Origin of the sequence: Brevibacillus reuszeri, assembly GCF_001187725.1 — a bacterium.
GTDB classification, from domain to species: Bacteria; Bacillota; Bacilli; order Brevibacillales; family Brevibacillaceae; genus Brevibacillus; species Brevibacillus reuszeri.
Map to the genome: position 1 here is coordinate 91,930 of NZ_LGIQ01000007.1, position 17,418 is coordinate 109,347.

A 17,418-nucleotide genomic window follows, 5' to 3' on the forward strand; every position below is an offset into this window, starting at 1 on the left:
TTTTCCCCTCAGTATTCCCGGTGGCCTCATTATAGCACCATTTTTTTCCGGGAAAGAGAAAATCGACAAAGGTTCTAAAAAGAAGTGGAGTTTCGTCCGTTTTGGACAGTTACGCATATTTTGTCAAACGGAAGAGCGCGATTCATAATGACCGGGACATGCGCGTACATATGGAAGGAATACACGTCCATACCTAGTGATGAGGAGAGGACCGTACGTATGCAGCCTGAGTTCTGGATTGTTTTTTTGTCCGCAGCAATAGCGAGCAGTGTCGGCGGATTGCTGTTATGCTTGCGCGCGTGGTCTACCCAGTCCTTGTTTGCGATGATTAGTGCCGGAGCCGGACTGCTTTTTGCCATTACCATGCTGGATGTCGTGCCACACGTATTGGAAAAGGAAGGGCAGCGTATCTTGCCTTTTGTATTGATAGGCTTTGCGCTCATGTTTACACTGGAATTGATTGGAAAAGCCGGCAAAGAGGTTGGGTCTACAGGAGTTATTGGCGTGCTGACCGGTTTTTTGCTGCATGCTTTTGTCGAGGGGATGTCGCTTGTCGCCAGCTTTCAGATGGATGCGGGTGTGGGTGCATCGGTTTTAGTCGCGATGCTGCTGCATAAGGTGCCGGATGGCATAACGGTGGCATCGCTGCTGCTTGCCGCTACCCGTTCTCGACAAAAAGCTTTTTGGGGGGCATCTTCCCTCGGGCTTGCCACGATGATCGGGGCAGGTAGTGTGGGCGCGGTAGAACGTATATTTCCTCCGAGCTGGTCCGGTGTCATATTGGCACTCACGGCAGGCATTTTTTTGTACGTCTCGGCCAGCCATCTCGTTCCCTATATTCTCAGTGCAAAGAAAGCGCAGCTGGGTGCCTATTTTATAGGGGCAATTCTCGTCTATATGGTGTTGACGGCATATTTGCAGGGAAATCATGTGCATGTATAAATGCCTGACTCCGTTGCCAGTCTAAGGAAAGAATGGCAGTCTCTATTCGAGAAAAGGAGTCCTGAAAATGAAAACAGCACAGCAGGCAGAAAGCACGGAGGAGCAAATACATAGACAGCCAGAATTCCCGGCAAACGGCACATCGCTAAATCCGCTCGATGAATCATGGGGGTCTTTCGACAAGCAATCGACTGGAATTGACCAGCCAGCCAGTACAGAATAGGGAAAAGTATGGAGCGCAGCCCGTTTTCCGCGAAAATCCCTTCGCTGTCCCTCTCGTAACCGTGGACGAGATCGGTTATAATGGCAGGGGAATATGTTGGAAAGGGGCATACATAATGAATACATTGTTACAAGGAAAAAACATCGTCATCATGGGTGTTGCTAATCATCGCAGCATTGCCTGGGGTATCGCACAATCTTTACATAATGCGGGAGCAAACCTGATTTTTACATACCAGGGAGAGCGTCTGCGAGAAAACGTAGCGGAATTGACTGCAAAAATCGGAGCAAACTCGCTGTTGGTGAACTGCGACGTAACCAAAGACGAGGATGTAGAAGCAGCTTTTGCCTTGATCAAGGAAGAAGTGGGTGTTATCCACGGCTTGGCACACTGCATCGCATTTGCCAAAACAGAGGAGCTCGAAGGTGAGTATGTCAATACTTCCCGCGATGGCTACGCTCTGGCGCAAGACATCAGTGCCTACTCTCTGGTAGCGGTAGCTCGTGCAGCTCGTCCTTTGATGACTGAGGGAGGAAGCATCGTGACCATGACTTACCTGGGAGGCGAGCGTGCTGTACCAAACTACAACGTGATGGGTGTTGCAAAAGCGGCGCTGGATGCATCTGTACGCTACCTGGCTAACGACCTGGGCAAAGAAAACATCCGCGTGAATGCGATCTCCGCAGGTCCGATCCGTACGCTGGCGGCAAAAGGAATCCGCAACTTCAACTCCGTTCTGAAGGAAATTGAAGAAAAAGCTCCATTGCGTCGTACGATTGACCAATCTGAGGTAGGCGACACTGCATTGTTCTTGTTCAGCAACCTGTCCAGAGGTATTACCGGTGAAATTCTGCACGTCGATGCTGGCTATAGCATCATTGGCGGCTAAAATGAATAACAGGCTCCTGTTCCCCGCATACTATACAAAAACGTAGTATACGAGGAAGGGAGCCTTTTTTATGTTTCCACTAATTACAAACATGGAAGAATTTTTGATTTACATGGGTGGAGGCTTTCAATATTTACCTGCCCATTTCGGCGATGAAGCGGGAGGCTCTGGTCTTGCGTCCGAATCGTTCGCGGGGGATGCCGATACTCAGGCTGTGCCTAGCCCGGGTAATCGCAACGTATAGCAGTCTGCGTTCTTCCTCCAGGGCTGCATTGACACCCTTGCGCAGCTCGTCCAGCGTGTATTCATGCGGCAGAGCGCCTTCTACAAGGTCGGGTAAAAAGACATGATCGTACTCGAGCCCCTTTGCGCGATGAATACTCAATACATGTACAGCTTCTTCCGGGAGTGGCCGCTGTGTGCGCCACTCCTTTTCCTTTTGGGCCATCTGCTGAATATAGGCTAAAAAGTCACTGACCGTGCTATGCCTTTTTGCAGCCGCCAGAATTTGTTGCAGCTCATCACTCCAGCGCTCCCGGCCATCTTCCCGGTCACGCGCCCGTTTTTTCAAATAATCTCGCAGCTTGCCGTCCTCATAAATCAGCTCGAGTGCCTGTGCAGGCGGACAATCCTTGGCAGCCGCCAGAATCTCGGTAACTGCCTGCAAATGCTTTCGCTGATACGGCTTAAGCTGTGTGAGTTGGGGGAGGACATGCAAAATCGGAATATCCTCCAAAATAGCCTGGCTGCGCAACACATTCCACATTTCGGCTGAGATGTAGAGCGTGGGCAATATTTCTTTCAAGGCGTCCGTATCATCGGGGTTCAGTGCGAGTCGCAAATAGTGCAGCGTCCAACGTACGGTTTGCCGCTGATAAAAGGAGTCTTCCTCCTGGGTGTAGTGAAAAGCGATGCCCGCCTCACTCAACCGCTCCAAAATCGGACGGGCAGATTCATTCGTCCGATAAAGGACGGCACATTCCCCAAGAATCGCTCCTTGCTCACGGCGGTGAAGAATTTCATCCACGATACGAGAGGCTTGTTCCTCCTCGTCCTCCGGCTCGAATAAATACGTGTCTCCCTCCTCGCTATGAAAGGAGAGACATTCCTTTGCCCAACGCGCACGATTGTGACCGATCAAGGAATAGCCCAGGCTGACGATAGAAGCGTGTGAACGATAATTCACTTCCAATGTAATGGATTTGGCCTGTGGAAAGTCGTTAGTGAAGCCCAGTATGTATTGGGGATCACTGCCGCGAAATCCGTAGATCGATTGGTCGTCGTCACCGATGACACAAAGATTGTTTTGCGGAGCGGCGAGCAGCTTGACTGTTTCGTACTGGATGCGGTTGATATCCTGAAACTCATCAATCATCACGTGGGTAATTCGATTTTGGTAGCGCTGCAATAGCTGCTTGTCTTCACGAAGCATCTCATAACAACCGAGCAGCATATCGTCAAAGTCGAACCAGTTATGCTTTCTCTTGGTTGCTTCGTAAATCGGATAGAGCGCCTGAGCACGTTTTTCCGCAGCACTGTCTGCTTCCCGATAGGCAACATCATGAGGCAGCAGGTATTCGTTTTTCCATCGACTGACGATTCCCAGTGCTTCCTGCATGTCATTTTCCTTGAGGGCGATCAAGTCGTCATGGCCAAGCAGAGCTCCTGTTTCTCTTAGCAGGCGCCATTTTTGCCAATCCTTTTTCAGCAAACGCTGCTGATCCCAGCGATCAGGCTGATGGTGCATAAGCATGCGATAAAAAATGCTGTGGAAGGTCCCGGCGATCAATTCACGAGCTTGGTGGGGAGGAAGCTGTCTGGCGATGCGCTGTCTGATTTCATCCGCTGCCTTGGTTGTAAAGGTGACCACTAAAATTTGCTTTGGCTCTACGCCGCATTCTCGGATTAAATAAGCGGTGCGCGCTGTCATCACACGTGTCTTGCCACTGCCAGCCCCTGCGAGAATCAGCAAGGGTCCATCTGTTGTGTCAACTGCCAGTTGTTGACCCGGATGCAAGGGCTCATCTCTTTTTTGCTCCAGCAGATGCTGGATGCTTTTCTTGGGCGTGAAGCGCTTGCGAAAGATCGGAGGCTTGGGCGGTGGCGGAGAAGGTGCTGCGTTGCTGCCGATCGTTCTTTTTTTGGGCATGCGAAAAGAACCGATCATAACCGAATCATCGTCTTCCGTTGACGGAGCTGCTTGTGACATGCCAGCTTGATCGGTAGGGAAAGCGAGCTCAGCATTGTCGGTACCAGCCTGGCTGCCGCTGTTGCTCGCGTCTTGTGTGGATTGTCCAGCTATGTATGCTTGTCCCAGATCTATGCTCGTCTCTTTGCGGATAGCCGCTTGAAAGGCAGTGGCGGCCGTTTCATCCAGTGTTTGCAGCCAAGCCGTGGAGTCAGCACCATCGTTCTGCAAAATCGGACAGTCAGCTTCCTCTGGATGGGCAAAATAAGGCTCAAAGCTGATCCCTGCAATTAAACGAAGCGCTGATGCGCAGGCTGGACACCGAACCTGATCCTGCCGGGCAGCCATGCGCCAAAACGGTATGCGATTGTAGGTCTCTGGTAGCAACAGGATGGGTTTGTTGTCTAGTAGTGCATAGTTCATCATGACACCTCGAAAAGATGATAGGGATGTTCTGGCGTATCTGCTTGCTCGCCTTTACATGGAAAGAAGAAGTGCCCCCTGGCGGCAGGGGACACTTGCCAAATACGTGTGGTTACGATTGTGCGTGCAAAAGCACGGTGTCTTCAGGTAGAGCTTCCGGGGCGTCTTCACCGACATAGGTAATGCCGACCCGCGTAATTCGGTGATTTTCCAGCTCACTGATGGTGAAGAGATAGCCTTGGAACATGACTGCCTTTCCTTTTGCTACTTCTTCATTTAACTGGCTGTAGAGCCAACCGGCAATCGTGTCTACCTCATCGGAGACGACTTCAATCGTAAGAAAATCGTTCAGTTCATTCAACAATGTTTTTCCTGAAACGGAGAGAGCGTTGTTGGTGCTCTCCTCGATTTCTGGTCGTTCATTCTCGTCAAATTCGTCTTGAATATCACCGACAATTTCTTCGAGAATGTCTTCCATCGTAAGAAGACCTGCCGTTCCACCATACTCATCAATGACGATCGCCAGTTGAGAGCGGCGCTTTTGCATCAGCCGCAGTACGTGACTAATTTCCATCGATTCGGGCACGGTAAGGAGCGGGCGAAGGAAGTTTTTCAATTCTGCCTTGCCTGTGCTCAGCGCTGACAGGTAAAAATCGGAGATGTGGACAAATCCAATCAATCTGTCTTTGTCCTCGTGAGCGACAGGGAAGCGAGAGTGACGCGATTCCTTCATGATGTGGAGGTTCTCTTCGAACGTGTTGTCATCGTAGAGACAAATCATGTCAATGCGTGGAATCATGATTTCCCGGGCAAGTCGTTCGGAAAACTCAAAAACATTGTCAACAAGCGCCATTTCGGTTTGATCGATATGCCCGCTTTTATGACTCTGGTTAACCAGTAGACGGATTTCTTCCTCGGTATGAGCGGATTCATTTTCAGAAGCCGGCTCGATTCCCAATCGTCTGATTAAGAGATTTGCTGCTCCATTCAGAAACCAGATGAGCGGATAGCTCAGTTTGTAGAAAAACATGAGTGGAGCGGCTGTCCAAAGCGAGGTTGCCTCTGCTTTTTGAATCGCCAACGACTTGGGAGCCAGCTCGCCTAAAACGATATGCAAAAAAGTAATGATCGCAAAGGCAATAGCGAGTGAAATCGGGCCACCCAAGTATTGAGGTAAGTGGAAAAATGCTACCATGGGCTCGACGTAATGGGCGATTGCAGGCTCACCAACCCAGCCCAATCCAAGCGATGCCAGCGTGATTCCGAGCTGGCAGGCAGACAGATAGGCGTCAAGCTGTTTCGTGACCTTTTGCGCGTAGCGGGCTCTTTGGTTATTGCCCTCGCTTACGAGCTGGGTCAGACGGGTTTGGCGAACTTTTACCAACGAGAATTCTGCTGCGACGAAGAAGCCGTTCAGAAGAACCAAAAACATCACGAGCAGCAGATTCAGCGTAATCTCCCCTATCGGACTCTCCAAGCATACCTCCAGCCTCCCGCAGTACGAAAGGTGGAGAATTCACCTCCGTTATTATAAATGTACTTTCAATGTACGAAATCATTTGTGTAAACATTCGTATATTCGTTGTTATAGGTTAGTATACCAATTGGTCAACGGAAGAGTCAAAACGTTCCGATTCCCATATGTGCTGATAGAGAGGCGGATGGACATACCTGAAACATCCGAATCATAAACATAAACGAGCAACTGTCCAAGGGAGGGGAGGAGCGTGAACTGGCTGTATAAATGCTTGGCGATCTTTACTGGCAGCATGCTGGTAGCAGTAGGGGTCAACCTGTTTCTCGTCCCACACCGACTGATGGATGGCGGCATGATCGGCATTGGTCTTTTGGCAACGTATTACATGCAGCTGCCTCCTGGCATGGTGATGATCTTTGTTAGCCTCCCAATGTATCTCATCGTATTTTTTTTCGATCGAAGGCTGTTTTATCACAGCTTTCACGGGATGCTCATCTCCTCCTTTTTCATTGATGTGATGTCTGACTTGCGCCAATGGAATCTATTGTCAACATCCAGCTCTGCCGTTACTGGAGGTGTCATGATCGGAATGGGGGTGGGTCTAATGCTTGCCTACGAAACAAATACAGGTGGGACAGACTTGCTCGCCCAGTTTTTTGCCAGACGCTTCAACATACCTGTGGCGCTTCTGATCCTGGCCATTGATGGATTGATTGTTGCCCTCTCGCTACGGACGATTGGCATCGAGCGGACGATTTTTTCTCTGATTACGATTGTTGCCGTAGCAGCTACGACTCATATGTTCAGTGGGATCAGCAAAAAGCGGCTCCCTTACTCTGTGATTGGGCCACTTGGCTCTGTAAAAAGCACACAAATCCGCCAGGAAGGAAGGGGATGGCGATTATTATGGAGAAAATAAAGGTAAGAACAAGGATGAAATGAGGGACGAGTCTTGTCTGCAAATACACCGCAAATGATCACAGACCGTGTCGGCTTTTTTCCCGGTCACGTCAATATTGGTATCGTCATCGGGAAGACGGGGGCGATCTTGATTGACTCCGGATTGGATACACAGACCGCAAAGAAAATCAAGAAAGGACTGGACGCCATCGCCCAGCCCTTGTGTGCCATCATTCAAACACATGCTCATGCCGACCACTTCGGGGGCAACGCCTATCTGCTCGGATGCTGGCCCGAAGCACAGGTCTGGGCGCCACCGTTAGAAGAGGCTATTATTCGGTATCCCATTTTGGAACCAATCTACTTGAACATGGGGGCAGAACCACTAGCGGACCTTCGTAACAAGTTTCTACTTGCCCAAGCTTCGCGGGTGGACCACCTCCTTCCCCTTGAGGATGTCGTGCAGATTGATGGCATGGAGTTCTCTATCCTTTCTCTGCCGGGACATAGCTGGCAACAAGTCGGTGTCGTTTGTGAAAATATATGCTTTGCCGCCGACAGTTATTTAGGTGAAGAGGTATTGGAAAAGCATAAGCTCCCGTTTCTTGTAGATGCTCATGAAACGCTGCTCAGTCTGATTAAGCTGAAAGAGACAAACTATAGCGGATATTTACCTGGTCACGGACCCTATATCACCTCCGTGATCAACAGCGTACAAAAAAACATCGAGTGGCATCAGCGAATCTATACCGTTTTGGAAGAAATTTTGGAAGAAGAAAATACGTTGGAGAATGCACTTGCTCTCTTGTGTGAGCGTTTACACATTTCCATAGAGAACGCTTCCAGTTTCGTCCTGTTTCGGACGGCGTTCATGGGTTATCTTGTTGGACTTCAAAAAGAAGAGAGAGTCGTCTTTCGGTTTGCCCAAAATCGGTGGCTGTGGAGAAAGGCTGGTACAGATGTTCAGGATGGTGCAGTAGGGGACGAGAGGTAGTCTGCGATTTCGGCGAGTTTATGCTCCGCTGCTTCACGAACCGCTTTGGGAATGAAGAAAAGCTCTTCAGAAGCAGTGGTCATGTAAAACTTGGCTTCCAAATACGGATGCCCCAGCTTGACGGTAAGCTCGCCTTTTCCAGTCGTTGTACTGCTGAAGTTCGTCGGGATGCGCAGGAAATACGTACTGCTGCTTGCGGAGTCGTACATGACGACATCATACGTGGGCATGGAATCCCCACCTGATCGGCGAAAGCCTTGTTGCCGCAACATCTTGTCGACATAGGAGAGCGGCTGCACGACACCGGTCAGGGTTTTGTTTTTTAACCGCATGGACATCCTCCTCGGCTCAACCTGTGAGAAATCGGGTTTGGTACCATCCTATGTGGCGTATTCACAATTCAGACGTAGAGAAAAAAGAAATGAAGGAGTGGTCGTACGATGAACCAACGCGCAGATTTGCATACCCATACAAAAGCTTCAGATGGGACGTGTGATCCAGCAGAAAACGTGCGTCTCGCCAAGGAGGCAGGCTTGCAGGCTCTCGCCATCACGGATCATGATACGGTTGCTGGGATTCCCGAGGCGTTAGCGGCTGGCAAAGAGCTGGGGATCGAGGTTATTCCGGGCGTGGAGGTCAGCTCAGTTGGGCGTGGACAAGATATCCATGTACTCGGGTACTATATCCCGTATGAGGACAGCTCCTTTCAGGAACGCTTGGTTGGTCTGCGTGAGACGCGTCATGAGCGGAATCAGCTGTTGATTGCAAAGCTGCAGGAGCTCGGAATTCCCATTACGCTTGAAAACGTCTACCGCCGCAAGCAGGGGACGGATAAAAATATCGGGCGCCCTCATATCGCAGAAGAGCTGATTGAGCTCGGTATTGTGGCAACGATGGAAGAAGCTTTTGAGAAATTCTTAGGCAAAGGGGCAGCAGCGTATGTGAATCCACCGCGAATCACCCCGCAGGAAGCGATCCGTTTGATTCAGGATGCAGGGGGAGTCGCAGTACTGGCGCATCCCGGACTTTATGACGATGACGAGCTGGTCCAGGAGTTAATTGCATTTGGACTGGACGGGATTGAGGTCAATCACCCGGACAATACCGAGGAGCAAAGAAAAGTCTACCGCAGCTGGGCACAGGAAAATGACCTTGTCATGACGGGAGGCTCCGATTTCCATGGCTGGCGCGGAGAGGAGCCTTTCCACGCCATGCTTGGCTTACATACAGCGCCAGATGAGGCAGTAGAGCGGTTGCGTGCGATTGCGGCAAAAAGAAAATAGTTCGGAGTCTTGAGGCTGCTTACGAAGAAAACCCCGTCTATAACCATACAGACGGGGTTTGTGTTTTTCCAGGAGGCTTGGTGCCTGAAGACTTGGTCGTTAATTACATGGCTAGGTCTGAATGATGAATGACCTCACTTGCTTTTAGCTTTGCTTAGGAGCAGCATTTCTTTAACGATATCTACTACAACATTTGGCTGATCAATATGGATCGCGTGGCCGGCATTTTGAACAATGATATGCTTACTACGGGTTGATAATTTAGTAAGTTCTTTATGAAATGAGATCCAAGCAGACATAGATTCAGAATTATGATGAGGTTGTAATGTACCGGTTACGACAAAAAGTGGCAGGTTACCAAGTGATTTAGATTTTCGAGCTTGCTCAAAGCTTTCTTCTATTTCTTGAATAGAGCCTTCAAGAACAAACTGACTATAGTACTCAGCCTTAAGTTCATCTGAAAATAACGGGACCATGATTTTATTTTGATCTTCATGACATGGATCTAATAAAATCACTCCGGCAACTTCTTCTGGATATGTACTCGCATACAGTCGAACATTAAGTCCCCCAAATGAGTGCCCGACTAAAAGATAAGGGGAGGGAACGTTTGCTTTCTGAAGCAAGCTCCTCAGATTTTCAATGATTTGCTGACTGTGTCGAGGTTTCTCATCGTTCTCACTTTCACCTATACCTGCCCGATCATAAATGAACATTCTTGTTTGGCTTGAAATTTCATCACTAATCGAAGCCCAATAGTTACATGTGCAACCATAACCAGAATCAAAAACCACCGTAGGAAAATCACTTACCTCACCGTAATATTTAAAACATAGTTTAACTCCACCTATGTCGAGTTTTTGACTCGCCTGATTTATTCCAGTGTCACTCATTCTATCTCCCCCAAATAGTTGTCATGAGGTTTATTTCGATAAGTGACTATTAATCCCTTTTTTTGTAAGTGAACATCATGAACGACAACTAAAGCAAGGCGAGAACGTAGGAGAAGCCAAGCCATACGCACAGCGGGCTAAACAGCCATGTATCGTTATGGGCAAAGCGAGTATGTCTGACCTTTTTGAAAAAGCCGATATAACGGAAATCACCAATGGCGCGGAGAACAAAAACGGTTGCGCAAATCACGCATCCCCATTTCAAAAGACCAGCGGGAAACGGCAGAGAAAAATAGCCGCTTTGGGTCAACAGCAAAACAGCGGCCAATGCGAGCAAGAAAGAGATGATCATGGTTGGTCCTTTACCTGGTGTAAAAAGGCGACGAGATTCATCAGAGGTACGTGGAATGACTTCTCCCAGGCTCCAGCGTCCTCCTGCTGCCCAATACGCATGAAGCAGGGCAATGAAAAGCAAAATTGTTGCGGAAGATAATATAAAAAATGTGATCATGTGTTTTGCTCCTCCACTCATTATTGGATGTATGCATGCATGATTGATGGAAAAAGATACGTAAGCGTATGTTTTGGGGATAAAAAGCTTTTGGCTTTCTTTTATTGGTGAAAATCGAAAGCCAAGGTTTTCAGTTACTTCCAGGTGAGAAAAAAAGCAATAGCGGCTTGGATGTCCAGCTCGGCGTGAATTTCTGTTCGTACCAACCAGCCGACGTACATCAAATAGGCGAGCTCAGCCCGTGCCTTGGCTTCATCTGGCGAGATTCCTTTCTTTTGATACAAAGAAGCAACGTAGTTGATTCTGCGCTTTTCGATTTCCACGAGACGTTTGCGCAGGTCAGCATTTTGCTTTGCCCATGTATATATCGCCGCTTCGAGTTTTTGTTCTCTTGAAAAGAGCGCACCAAGAAGCTGCTCCAAAGTCTGGGTCGTGGAATCCGGGGTATGAATGATCCTCTCTGTTGCATGCTCCTCCCAGTAATGAATCATCGAATCGAGCAAATCCTGACGATCCTGGAAGTGGTGATAAAAACTTCCTTTGCTAATTTTCAGCTCGCGTGCGAGTGCCTCCACACGAACCGATTCGATGCCTGTCTCAGTCAGCTTGGTGAGTGCAGCCCGGACCCAATCCTCGCGCAAATATTGCATATTTCACCTCAAAGATACGCTTGCGTATGTTTTATCTTTACCAGCATATTTCATGGAGAGACGTTCGTCAATAAAAACACCCTTGCCCGCGCAGAAATGGCGTGAACAAAGGTGTTTAGGGGATGCAGCAAGTGGTAGAGAGCTTGCTTTAGCGTAGTTTTTTTACCATCGCGATATGCTCGATGCCAGCTTCGTCGAAGACATCTCCGTGCGTTTCGTAACCGAGCTTTTCGTAGAAACGCTGCGCGTGCGTCTGTGCATTTAGCTTAAGTGTTTCAAAGCCTTGTCTCTTGGCCTTATCTTCCATGGCTATCATGATCTCGCGTCCGAGTCCAGTGCCGCGCTCATTTTTAATGACGGCCACTCGCTCGATTTTACCAACGCCAGGTGCGTAGGTTCGCAGTCTGCTCGATCCTACTGGCAGCTGGTCCTTGTAGGCGACAAAATGAATCGTCCCACTATTTGCTTTGTCATGTTCATCGATTTCCAAGTCCGCAGGTACTTCCTGTTCCACAATGAAAACGGCTTTGCGAACGGAAAGGGCGTCTTCCATTTCTTTTTCGGTGCTGACGGACTGGATTTGGTAGGTAGCTTGGGTCATCGTGTACACTTCCTTTTTTGAGAAAAAAGATTCCTCCCTGCTGGTAAGGAAGCAGGGAGGGTAGTATTATCAGTCTTGCTTTACTTTTTTAAGAGGAAAGTCTGATAAACGCTCCAAATGCCATCTTCCAATTGGTAGATCAAGTGGAAGCGATCAATTTCACTCGTTAAGTCGAGTTTAGCCATGCTCAATTGACCCGTTACATCCCGTAGCTCATCGTCGGACAGATCACGTCCGATGGTCAAATGCGGAACGAAAGCATAGGTCTCTTTTTCGTTTACACATTGGTTCACGATTTTTTGGTGCAGCTCGTTAAATGGCTCCTTGTTTTGGACAGCCATATAGATGACGTTATTCGTCGGATGGAAAGAAGAAAAACGGTGGAAACTTGCTGTAAAGCTATCAGTTGAGGAGGCAACCTGCTCCAGATGACTAACCAGCTCTTGCAGTTTGGATTCGTCCAGTTCGAAGCCTTCTTTTAAGCGAATATACGGAGGCACCAGAGCATATGCCGGGTCGTAACGCTTTCGGTAAGAATTGGCGACTTCTTGCACCTTGCTGGATGGGAAAACTACGATACTGTACATCATAAGAACCACTCCTCCTTCACTATCTCTCATGCTCTTGCATCCTACTATTTTAACAGAAAATTCTTCATTTGTGTAATGTTACGCGTGGGTCCGTATATTCCAGAGGCCACGGGAAAGACTGTGTAGTGCAAGGAGGTGCCGTACAGCATGTATATGGCCATGATGATTACATTCATTTTTCTCGTCTTGCTCTTGCTGTCTGTACTGACTTTCACCATCCTGTCGGCAATACGGAAAGGCGATTTCGAAGACGCGCTCGTACCGGCAGTGAAGGAAGAAGGTCCGCAGGAAGAACAGCCACGGTAAGTTTACCCGTAAAGCGTGCACAGCATGCGCGGTAGATTGGCTTGCCAAAAGCCCCACGTATGGTCACCCTCAAAGGTCTCATAGACCAGGGTGGCCATTTTCTTTTGCAAAATATCCCGTAATTCGTTGTTAGCAGAGACGAGATCGAGAGTTCCGCGTCCAGATTGAACTGCTGTCTCTTCCGTGCCGATTTCCAGGTACAGGTTCAGTGGAACGATAAAGTCAGTCTCTGCGACACGCTCGTTCAAAGATGTGTCCATCGCAGCAGATTGGCATGCTACTTGGCCAAAGGTATGCGGGTAAGATAAAGCCGTAAAAAGGGAAACGACACCTCCGAGCGATTCGCCCAGGAGCGTTCGGCCATTGCCGAGGGGGTGTGTAGAATAATGCGTATCAATGTAGCTAACCACCTCTTCCGCTAGAAAACGACGGTAGGACAGATGCTCCTGTCCATCAGGATGGTAGCGGCTTTGCCGTTTCGTTTTATCCACAGGCAGGAAAACGGCTAGGAGATCAGGGAGCTTTTTTTCTTCGATTAGCTTGTCCAACAGTGTTGCCATTCTGCCCATAGACAAGTAATCCTCTCCATCCTGTACATAAATGACCGGATAGGAATAGAGCGGCGAGTAACGGGCAGGGGTGTAGACGATCAGCTTTTCCGGCGATCCGAGATGCCGACTGTCCAAAGTGATTTCCTCAAGAGCCACAGCGTTGTCCTCCTTAACGGATGTTCTGGTGCTAATTATACAGGAGCTGGGGAGGCTTGCCCAAGTGTTTCGTGTGTTCGATTTGAATGAAAGATTGTCGCAATTTTGCCATCGTGTGATACTATGATAAAAACGACTTCACTCGATTTGCGGAAGGGGTTGTCTCTTATATGAAGAAGCAAGTTCACAGCATCGAAGTCAGAAATGCAGCTCTCGCACGCCTGTCAGAACGCGGCGTGACAGTAGAGGATATCGCAGAGATCGTGTATCTCATGCAGTCACCATACCATCCAGGCTTGACCATTGAGCCATGCATAGAAAGCGTGAAAGCCGTACTGGAAAAACGCGAAATGCAGCATGCCATTTTAGTTGGAATTGAACTGGATACACTCGCTGAAAAAGGACTTTTGTCCGAGCCGCTTCAATCTATCATTGCAACAGACGAAGGACTGTTTGGCTGCGACGAGACATTGGCACTTGGGTCCGTATTTGGATATGGAAGTATCGCGGTGACGACCTTTGGTCATTTGGATAAGCATAAGGTTGGCGTAATTAAACGTTTGGATACAAAAACGGCTGAGGGCCGTGTGCATACGTTCTTGGATGATTTGGTTGCGAGTGTGGCTGCCAATGCGTCCAGTCGGATGGCTCACCGGATGAGAGATGAGCAGGAGGCTGAGATGGCAAGAGCAGAGGCGCTGCGTGAGCATGGGTCCGAGCTGCGCGTGGAGGAGAAAGGCAAAGGAACTGAGCAGGCTGGGTAGGTTTGCTGGGGGTTTTGCTTTGGGGGAATTGTTACCTAACTATCTTTAGCGGTTAGAGGAGGAAGAGCCATTTTCTTTGTGGAGTCCGATTTGTACGCGGGGCGGTTCGGGGTTGTGAGCTGCTTTGGGTATGAGGTGGCTTTGCGGAGGGGGTGGCTTTTTTGGTTGGAGGGATTGGGGAGTAAGGGGTAAGGGGTAAGGGGCGAAACCTTGCAGTTTATGTTTTGGAAAAAAGGGTTTGGGGGCGATCATGCAAGGTGTTTTTCTTGGGTTTTTTAGTGTTCTTTTGGTACGAGTGAAAAAAATTACAAAAAATCATTATTTCCTCTTGAATTTGATTTCGTGATGCTGTATAGTAATAAATGTGATCGACGTCCGAGACGATTCGGGCCCTTAGCTCAGTTGGTCAGAGCGGTCGGCTCATAACCGATTGGTCGTAGGTTCGAGTCCTACAGGGCCCACCATTAAATGATTACATAAGCAAGTCCCAATGATCCGGTAGCTCAGTTGGGAGAGCACCATCTTGACAGGGTGGGGGTCGCTGGTTCGAACCCAGTCCGGATCACCATACTTAGAACGTTAAAATCCCTTGGTAGACAAGGGGTTTTTGATTTTTATCAATACAAAGACATATGTTTTGTTGGTGCGAATTTATAAAGTTGGCGCGAATGATGTTTTTATTTGGCTTCTTTATTTTGAAAGAACACTTGCCGAATGCATCCGCTGTATCCTTCTGAATGTTAGGCAGGACATGGGCGTATCGGTCGATCATCTTGATATCAGACCATCCCATTCGCTCAGCAACAATTTTAGGATTAACATTTGCTTTAAGGAGCATTGTAGCATGAGTATGGCGCAGATCGTGGAAACGTATTTTTTTCACACCCGCTTTTTCAATTATGCGATAGAAAGTACGCATAAGATTTCTTGGAGTAAGTGGTGTTCCAACTGTAGTCGAAATAACTAGCCCATTATCTTGAAATGATCCTGGTCCTGCCTCTAATCTTTCCGCTTTGCTTCTCTTCGCGAGCTTACGAAGTGCATTGACAGTCTCAGCATCGATAGCTACTGTTCTGTTACCTGAATCGGTTTTTGCACCAACCTGCATTTCTTTTCCATCATGGCTAAGAGTCTGTGTAATGGAGAGAATACCAGTATCTAGATTGACGTCTTTCCATCTTAATCCTAATATTTCTCCCTGCCGCATGCCGGTTGTTAATGCAAGAAGAAAAGCTACATAGTAGCGATCTTTCTCCGCAATTTTGAGGAATTCATGAGCCTCATCTACTTCCCAAACTTCCATTTCTTTTTTTCTAGCCTTGGGCCTCTCCAAAACTGAAGCAACATTTTTTGCAACCATTTCCCAACTTACGGCTTTATTTAAGGAGTCATTAATGATCGTGTGTACTTTTTGTATATTTTCATCCGAGAGACGACCCGTTTCAAATAAATCGTTGTACAAGTCTTGAATATGGCGCGGGGTGAGCTTCGATAATTCTATTTGTCCGAGCGTAGGAAGTATATGATTATTTACCAAGCCAGAGTATGTCTCCAGTGTTCTCCGTTGCACTTTTGTTTGCTTGTCTTTTAACCAGTCAGCCATGAATGATGAGTACATCATTTTTGAAGGCTCAACATATGTCCCCTTATTCAGCTCGTTTTGTATTTTGGTCATTGCAGCTTCAGCTTCTTTTTTTGTTTTTGAAGTGCACCCCTTAGAACAGACATTGGATTAAGCCCCTGGTTTATCCGATGAAATCTAAGGGGTATATTTTTTATGGTGAAAAAGGGACAGAAGTTTAGAAATTATCCGTATGAATTAAAAAAGAAGCCGTACGACTACATATTGAGGAAGGTTGGACATACCGCCGAATCATGGAACATCTGGGGATTCCAGATCGACACAGGCTTAAAATATGGATGAAAAAATACAAGCTATTAGGCGAATTTGGACTTATGGATCAGCGAGGGAGACGTGAAGAATATATTGATCAAGACCGATATGTTCAAAAGCTCAGACGAGAGAACTCTATGCTAAAAAAGTGTTTAAAAATCTGGATGCAGGAGGTAAGTATACAGCGATCAAGCAGGTAGCTGGTGAGTATACCATCAGTGAGCTGTGCAAGCTATTTGGAGTCTCAAGAAGTGGATACTACGCATATTTGAAACGTAGAGCAACAGATCGGGACAAGCTTGTTGAAAGACCTAATCAAGGCAGTTTATAAGAAGTACGATAGTAAATATGGATATAGACAAATCCAACTATTTCTACTGTAAGACCACGGAGTGTGGATCAACCATAAGAAGGTACTACGTCTCATGCAAGATATGAGGCTCCGTTCCCGAATACGCCGCAAGTATCGAAGTCATTCGGTTTCATCCACAGGGGGACGAGTTGCCGAGAATGTCCTTCAACGTGAATTTCATGCAGACGCACCTAATAAAAAATGGGTAACGGATGTCACACAGTATCGTGTTGCGGATACTTGGCTCTACCTATCTGCCATTAAGGATTTGTTTAATAATGAAATTGTGGCTTATCAAATGGGAGCTCGTAATGACAATCAGTTGGTCCTACGGACCTTCCAGAAAGCCTTTGAAAAGACGGAAGACGTGACTGGACTGATCGTTCATAGCGATCAAGGATTCCAGTACACGTCCCACGCTTACCACGACATGCTGCCAAAGGTTGGCGCCCAAATCAGCATGTCTCGAAGAGGCAATTGTTATGATAACGCCTCAATGGAGAGCTTCTTCTCCCATCTTAAAACGGAAGGGCTCTACCCTTATGATATCCGAAGCGTGGATGAAGCACAAAGACGAATTGAAGAGTATATCCAACTTTACAACCATAATCGGCCGCAAAGAAAATTAAAAAAGCTGACGCCCGTAGAATTCAGGCGTCAGCTATCGGCCAAAAGGCCGGGGTTTTTCTCAATGTCTACATATCGGGGTCTTGACCAAAAAGGATTTTGTTGTTGAGAGGGATTTATTTGGCTTAGCGTTTGATGTGCAATGTTGTCATCAGCGGAATATTTTACCGCAAACTCATCTCTTTTTCTCAGATCTCTCTTTCT

20 protein-coding genes and 2 tRNA genes are annotated in these 17,418 nt (G+C 47.8%); 12 read left to right on the top strand and 10 right to left on the bottom strand.

The features are described 5' to 3' along the window. Positions 1-219: 219 nt before the first annotated feature. The 3 genes from ADS79_RS10080 to fabI all read left to right on the top strand — a co-directional run bounded on the left by ADS79_RS10080 (position 220) and on the right by fabI (position 2,054). Positions 220-942: a ZIP family metal transporter gene (locus ADS79_RS10080; protein ID WP_049738303.1), complete on the top strand. Its 723-nt coding sequence runs from the start codon at positions 220-222 to the stop codon at positions 940-942. A gap of 67 nt (positions 943-1,009) precedes the next feature. Continuing rightward, positions 1,010-1,165 carry a hypothetical protein gene (locus ADS79_RS35240; RefSeq protein WP_161807271.1) on the top strand — a complete coding sequence of 52 codons (156 nt, stop codon included), beginning with the start codon at positions 1,010-1,012 and terminating at the stop codon, positions 1,163-1,165. A gap of 115 nt (positions 1,166-1,280) precedes the next feature. Continuing rightward, positions 1,281-2,054, top strand: a complete 774-nt coding sequence (gene fabI / locus ADS79_RS10085) for an enoyl-ACP reductase FabI (RefSeq protein WP_049738304.1) — start codon at positions 1,281-1,283, stop codon at positions 2,052-2,054. 133 nt (positions 2,055-2,187) lie between these two features. On the opposite strand, the gene ADS79_RS10090 is transcribed toward fabI, so the two are convergent. After that, positions 2,188-4,665 (bottom strand): UvrD-helicase domain-containing protein, encoded by a 2,478-nt coding sequence (locus ADS79_RS10090; RefSeq protein WP_049738305.1) that lies wholly within the window; start codon positions 4,663-4,665, stop codon positions 2,188-2,190. Positions 4,666-4,777: 112 nt separating this feature from the next. Continuing rightward, a complete protein-coding gene (locus ADS79_RS10095) occupies positions 4,778-6,097 on the bottom strand; it encodes a hemolysin family protein (protein ID WP_049739041.1) in 1,320 nt (439 codons plus the stop codon). A 295-nt stretch (positions 6,098-6,392) separates the two neighbouring features. On the opposite strand from ADS79_RS10095, the gene ADS79_RS10100 reads away from it, so the two are divergent. After that, positions 6,393-7,061 (top strand): YitT family protein, encoded by a 669-nt coding sequence (locus ADS79_RS10100; RefSeq protein ID WP_084765772.1) that lies wholly within the window; start codon positions 6,393-6,395, stop codon positions 7,059-7,061. A gap of 54 nt (positions 7,062-7,115) precedes the next feature. Then, on the top strand, positions 7,116-8,036 hold the full coding sequence (locus ADS79_RS10105; RefSeq protein ID WP_049739042.1) for an MBL fold metallo-hydrolase: 921 nt from the start codon (positions 7,116-7,118) through the stop codon (positions 8,034-8,036). On the opposite strand, the gene ADS79_RS10110 is transcribed toward ADS79_RS10105, so the two are convergent. Next, positions 8,006-8,368, bottom strand: a complete 363-nt coding sequence (locus ADS79_RS10110) for a hypothetical protein (protein WP_049738306.1) — start codon at positions 8,366-8,368, stop codon at positions 8,006-8,008. The two genes, ADS79_RS10105 and ADS79_RS10110, sit on opposite strands and share 31 nt — an antisense overlap. A 108-nt stretch (positions 8,369-8,476) precedes the next feature. Between ADS79_RS10110 and ADS79_RS10115 the strand changes: the two genes are divergently transcribed. After that, positions 8,477-9,319: a PHP domain-containing protein gene (locus ADS79_RS10115; protein WP_049738307.1), complete on the top strand. Its 843-nt coding sequence runs from the start codon at positions 8,477-8,479 to the stop codon at positions 9,317-9,319. Between the two features lie 134 nt (positions 9,320-9,453). Here the strand turns inward: ADS79_RS10115 and ADS79_RS10120 are convergent, their stop codons facing one another. The 5 genes from ADS79_RS10120 to ADS79_RS10140 all read right to left on the bottom strand — a co-directional run bounded on the left by ADS79_RS10120 (position 9,454) and on the right by ADS79_RS10140 (position 12,564). Further along, complete coding sequence (locus ADS79_RS10120) at positions 9,454-10,212, bottom strand: alpha/beta fold hydrolase (protein ID WP_049738308.1); 759 nt, start codon at positions 10,210-10,212, stop codon at positions 9,454-9,456. A gap of 88 nt (positions 10,213-10,300) precedes the next feature. Then, on the bottom strand, positions 10,301-10,723 hold the full coding sequence (locus ADS79_RS10125) for a DUF3995 domain-containing protein (RefSeq protein WP_049738309.1): 423 nt from the start codon (positions 10,721-10,723) through the stop codon (positions 10,301-10,303). Positions 10,724-10,857: 134 nt separating this feature from the next. After that, the gene (locus ADS79_RS10130; RefSeq protein ID WP_049738310.1) at positions 10,858-11,373 is read right to left on the bottom strand and encodes a TetR/AcrR family transcriptional regulator; all 516 of its coding nucleotides are present in this window, start codon (positions 11,371-11,373) and stop codon (positions 10,858-10,860) included. Between the two features lie 148 nt (positions 11,374-11,521). Further along, complete coding sequence (locus tag ADS79_RS10135; protein WP_049738311.1) at positions 11,522-11,974, bottom strand: GNAT family N-acetyltransferase; 453 nt, start codon at positions 11,972-11,974, stop codon at positions 11,522-11,524. 80 nt (positions 11,975-12,054) lie between these two features. Continuing rightward, complete coding sequence (locus ADS79_RS10140) at positions 12,055-12,564, bottom strand: YjcG family protein (protein WP_049738312.1); 510 nt, start codon at positions 12,562-12,564, stop codon at positions 12,055-12,057. Between the two features lie 147 nt (positions 12,565-12,711). Between ADS79_RS10140 and ADS79_RS35620 the strand changes: the two genes are divergently transcribed. Further along, on the top strand, positions 12,712-12,870 hold the full coding sequence (locus ADS79_RS35620; RefSeq protein WP_162839524.1) for a hypothetical protein: 159 nt from the start codon (positions 12,712-12,714) through the stop codon (positions 12,868-12,870). Between the two features lie 2 nt (positions 12,871-12,872). On the opposite strand, the gene ADS79_RS10145 is transcribed toward ADS79_RS35620, so the two are convergent. Next, positions 12,873-13,577 carry an alpha/beta hydrolase gene (locus ADS79_RS10145; protein WP_049738313.1) on the bottom strand — a complete coding sequence of 235 codons (705 nt, stop codon included), beginning with the start codon at positions 13,575-13,577 and terminating at the stop codon, positions 12,873-12,875. A gap of 170 nt (positions 13,578-13,747) precedes the next feature. On the opposite strand from ADS79_RS10145, the gene ADS79_RS10150 reads away from it, so the two are divergent. The 3 genes from ADS79_RS10150 to ADS79_RS10160 all read left to right on the top strand — a co-directional run bounded on the left by ADS79_RS10150 (position 13,748) and on the right by ADS79_RS10160 (position 14,909). After that, positions 13,748-14,341, top strand: coding sequence for a phosphatidylglycerophosphatase A family protein (locus ADS79_RS10150; protein ID WP_049738314.1), 594 nt, complete (start codon positions 13,748-13,750; stop codon positions 14,339-14,341). Positions 14,342-14,728: 387 nt separating this feature from the next. After that, positions 14,729-14,805: transfer RNA gene (locus tag ADS79_RS10155), tRNA-Ile, on the top strand. A 28-nt stretch (positions 14,806-14,833) separates the two neighbouring features. Continuing rightward, a tRNA-Val gene (locus ADS79_RS10160) sits at positions 14,834-14,909 on the top strand. A gap of 3 nt (positions 14,910-14,912) precedes the next feature. Here ADS79_RS10160 and ADS79_RS10165 read toward each other — a convergent pair. Then, positions 14,913-16,016: a tyrosine-type recombinase/integrase gene (locus tag ADS79_RS10165; protein WP_049738315.1), complete on the bottom strand. Its 1,104-nt coding sequence runs from the start codon at positions 16,014-16,016 to the stop codon at positions 14,913-14,915. A 200-nt stretch (positions 16,017-16,216) separates the two neighbouring features. Between ADS79_RS10165 and ADS79_RS36045 the strand changes: the two genes are divergently transcribed. After that, the gene (locus tag ADS79_RS36045; RefSeq protein ID WP_236699941.1) at positions 16,217-16,435 is read left to right on the top strand and encodes a hypothetical protein; all 219 of its coding nucleotides are present in this window, start codon (positions 16,217-16,219) and stop codon (positions 16,433-16,435) included. Between the two features lie 225 nt (positions 16,436-16,660). Next, positions 16,661-17,323, top strand: a complete 663-nt coding sequence (locus ADS79_RS10170) for an IS3 family transposase (RefSeq protein WP_141261131.1) — start codon at positions 16,661-16,663, stop codon at positions 17,321-17,323. The last annotated feature ends 95 nt before the right edge of the window (positions 17,324-17,418 follow it).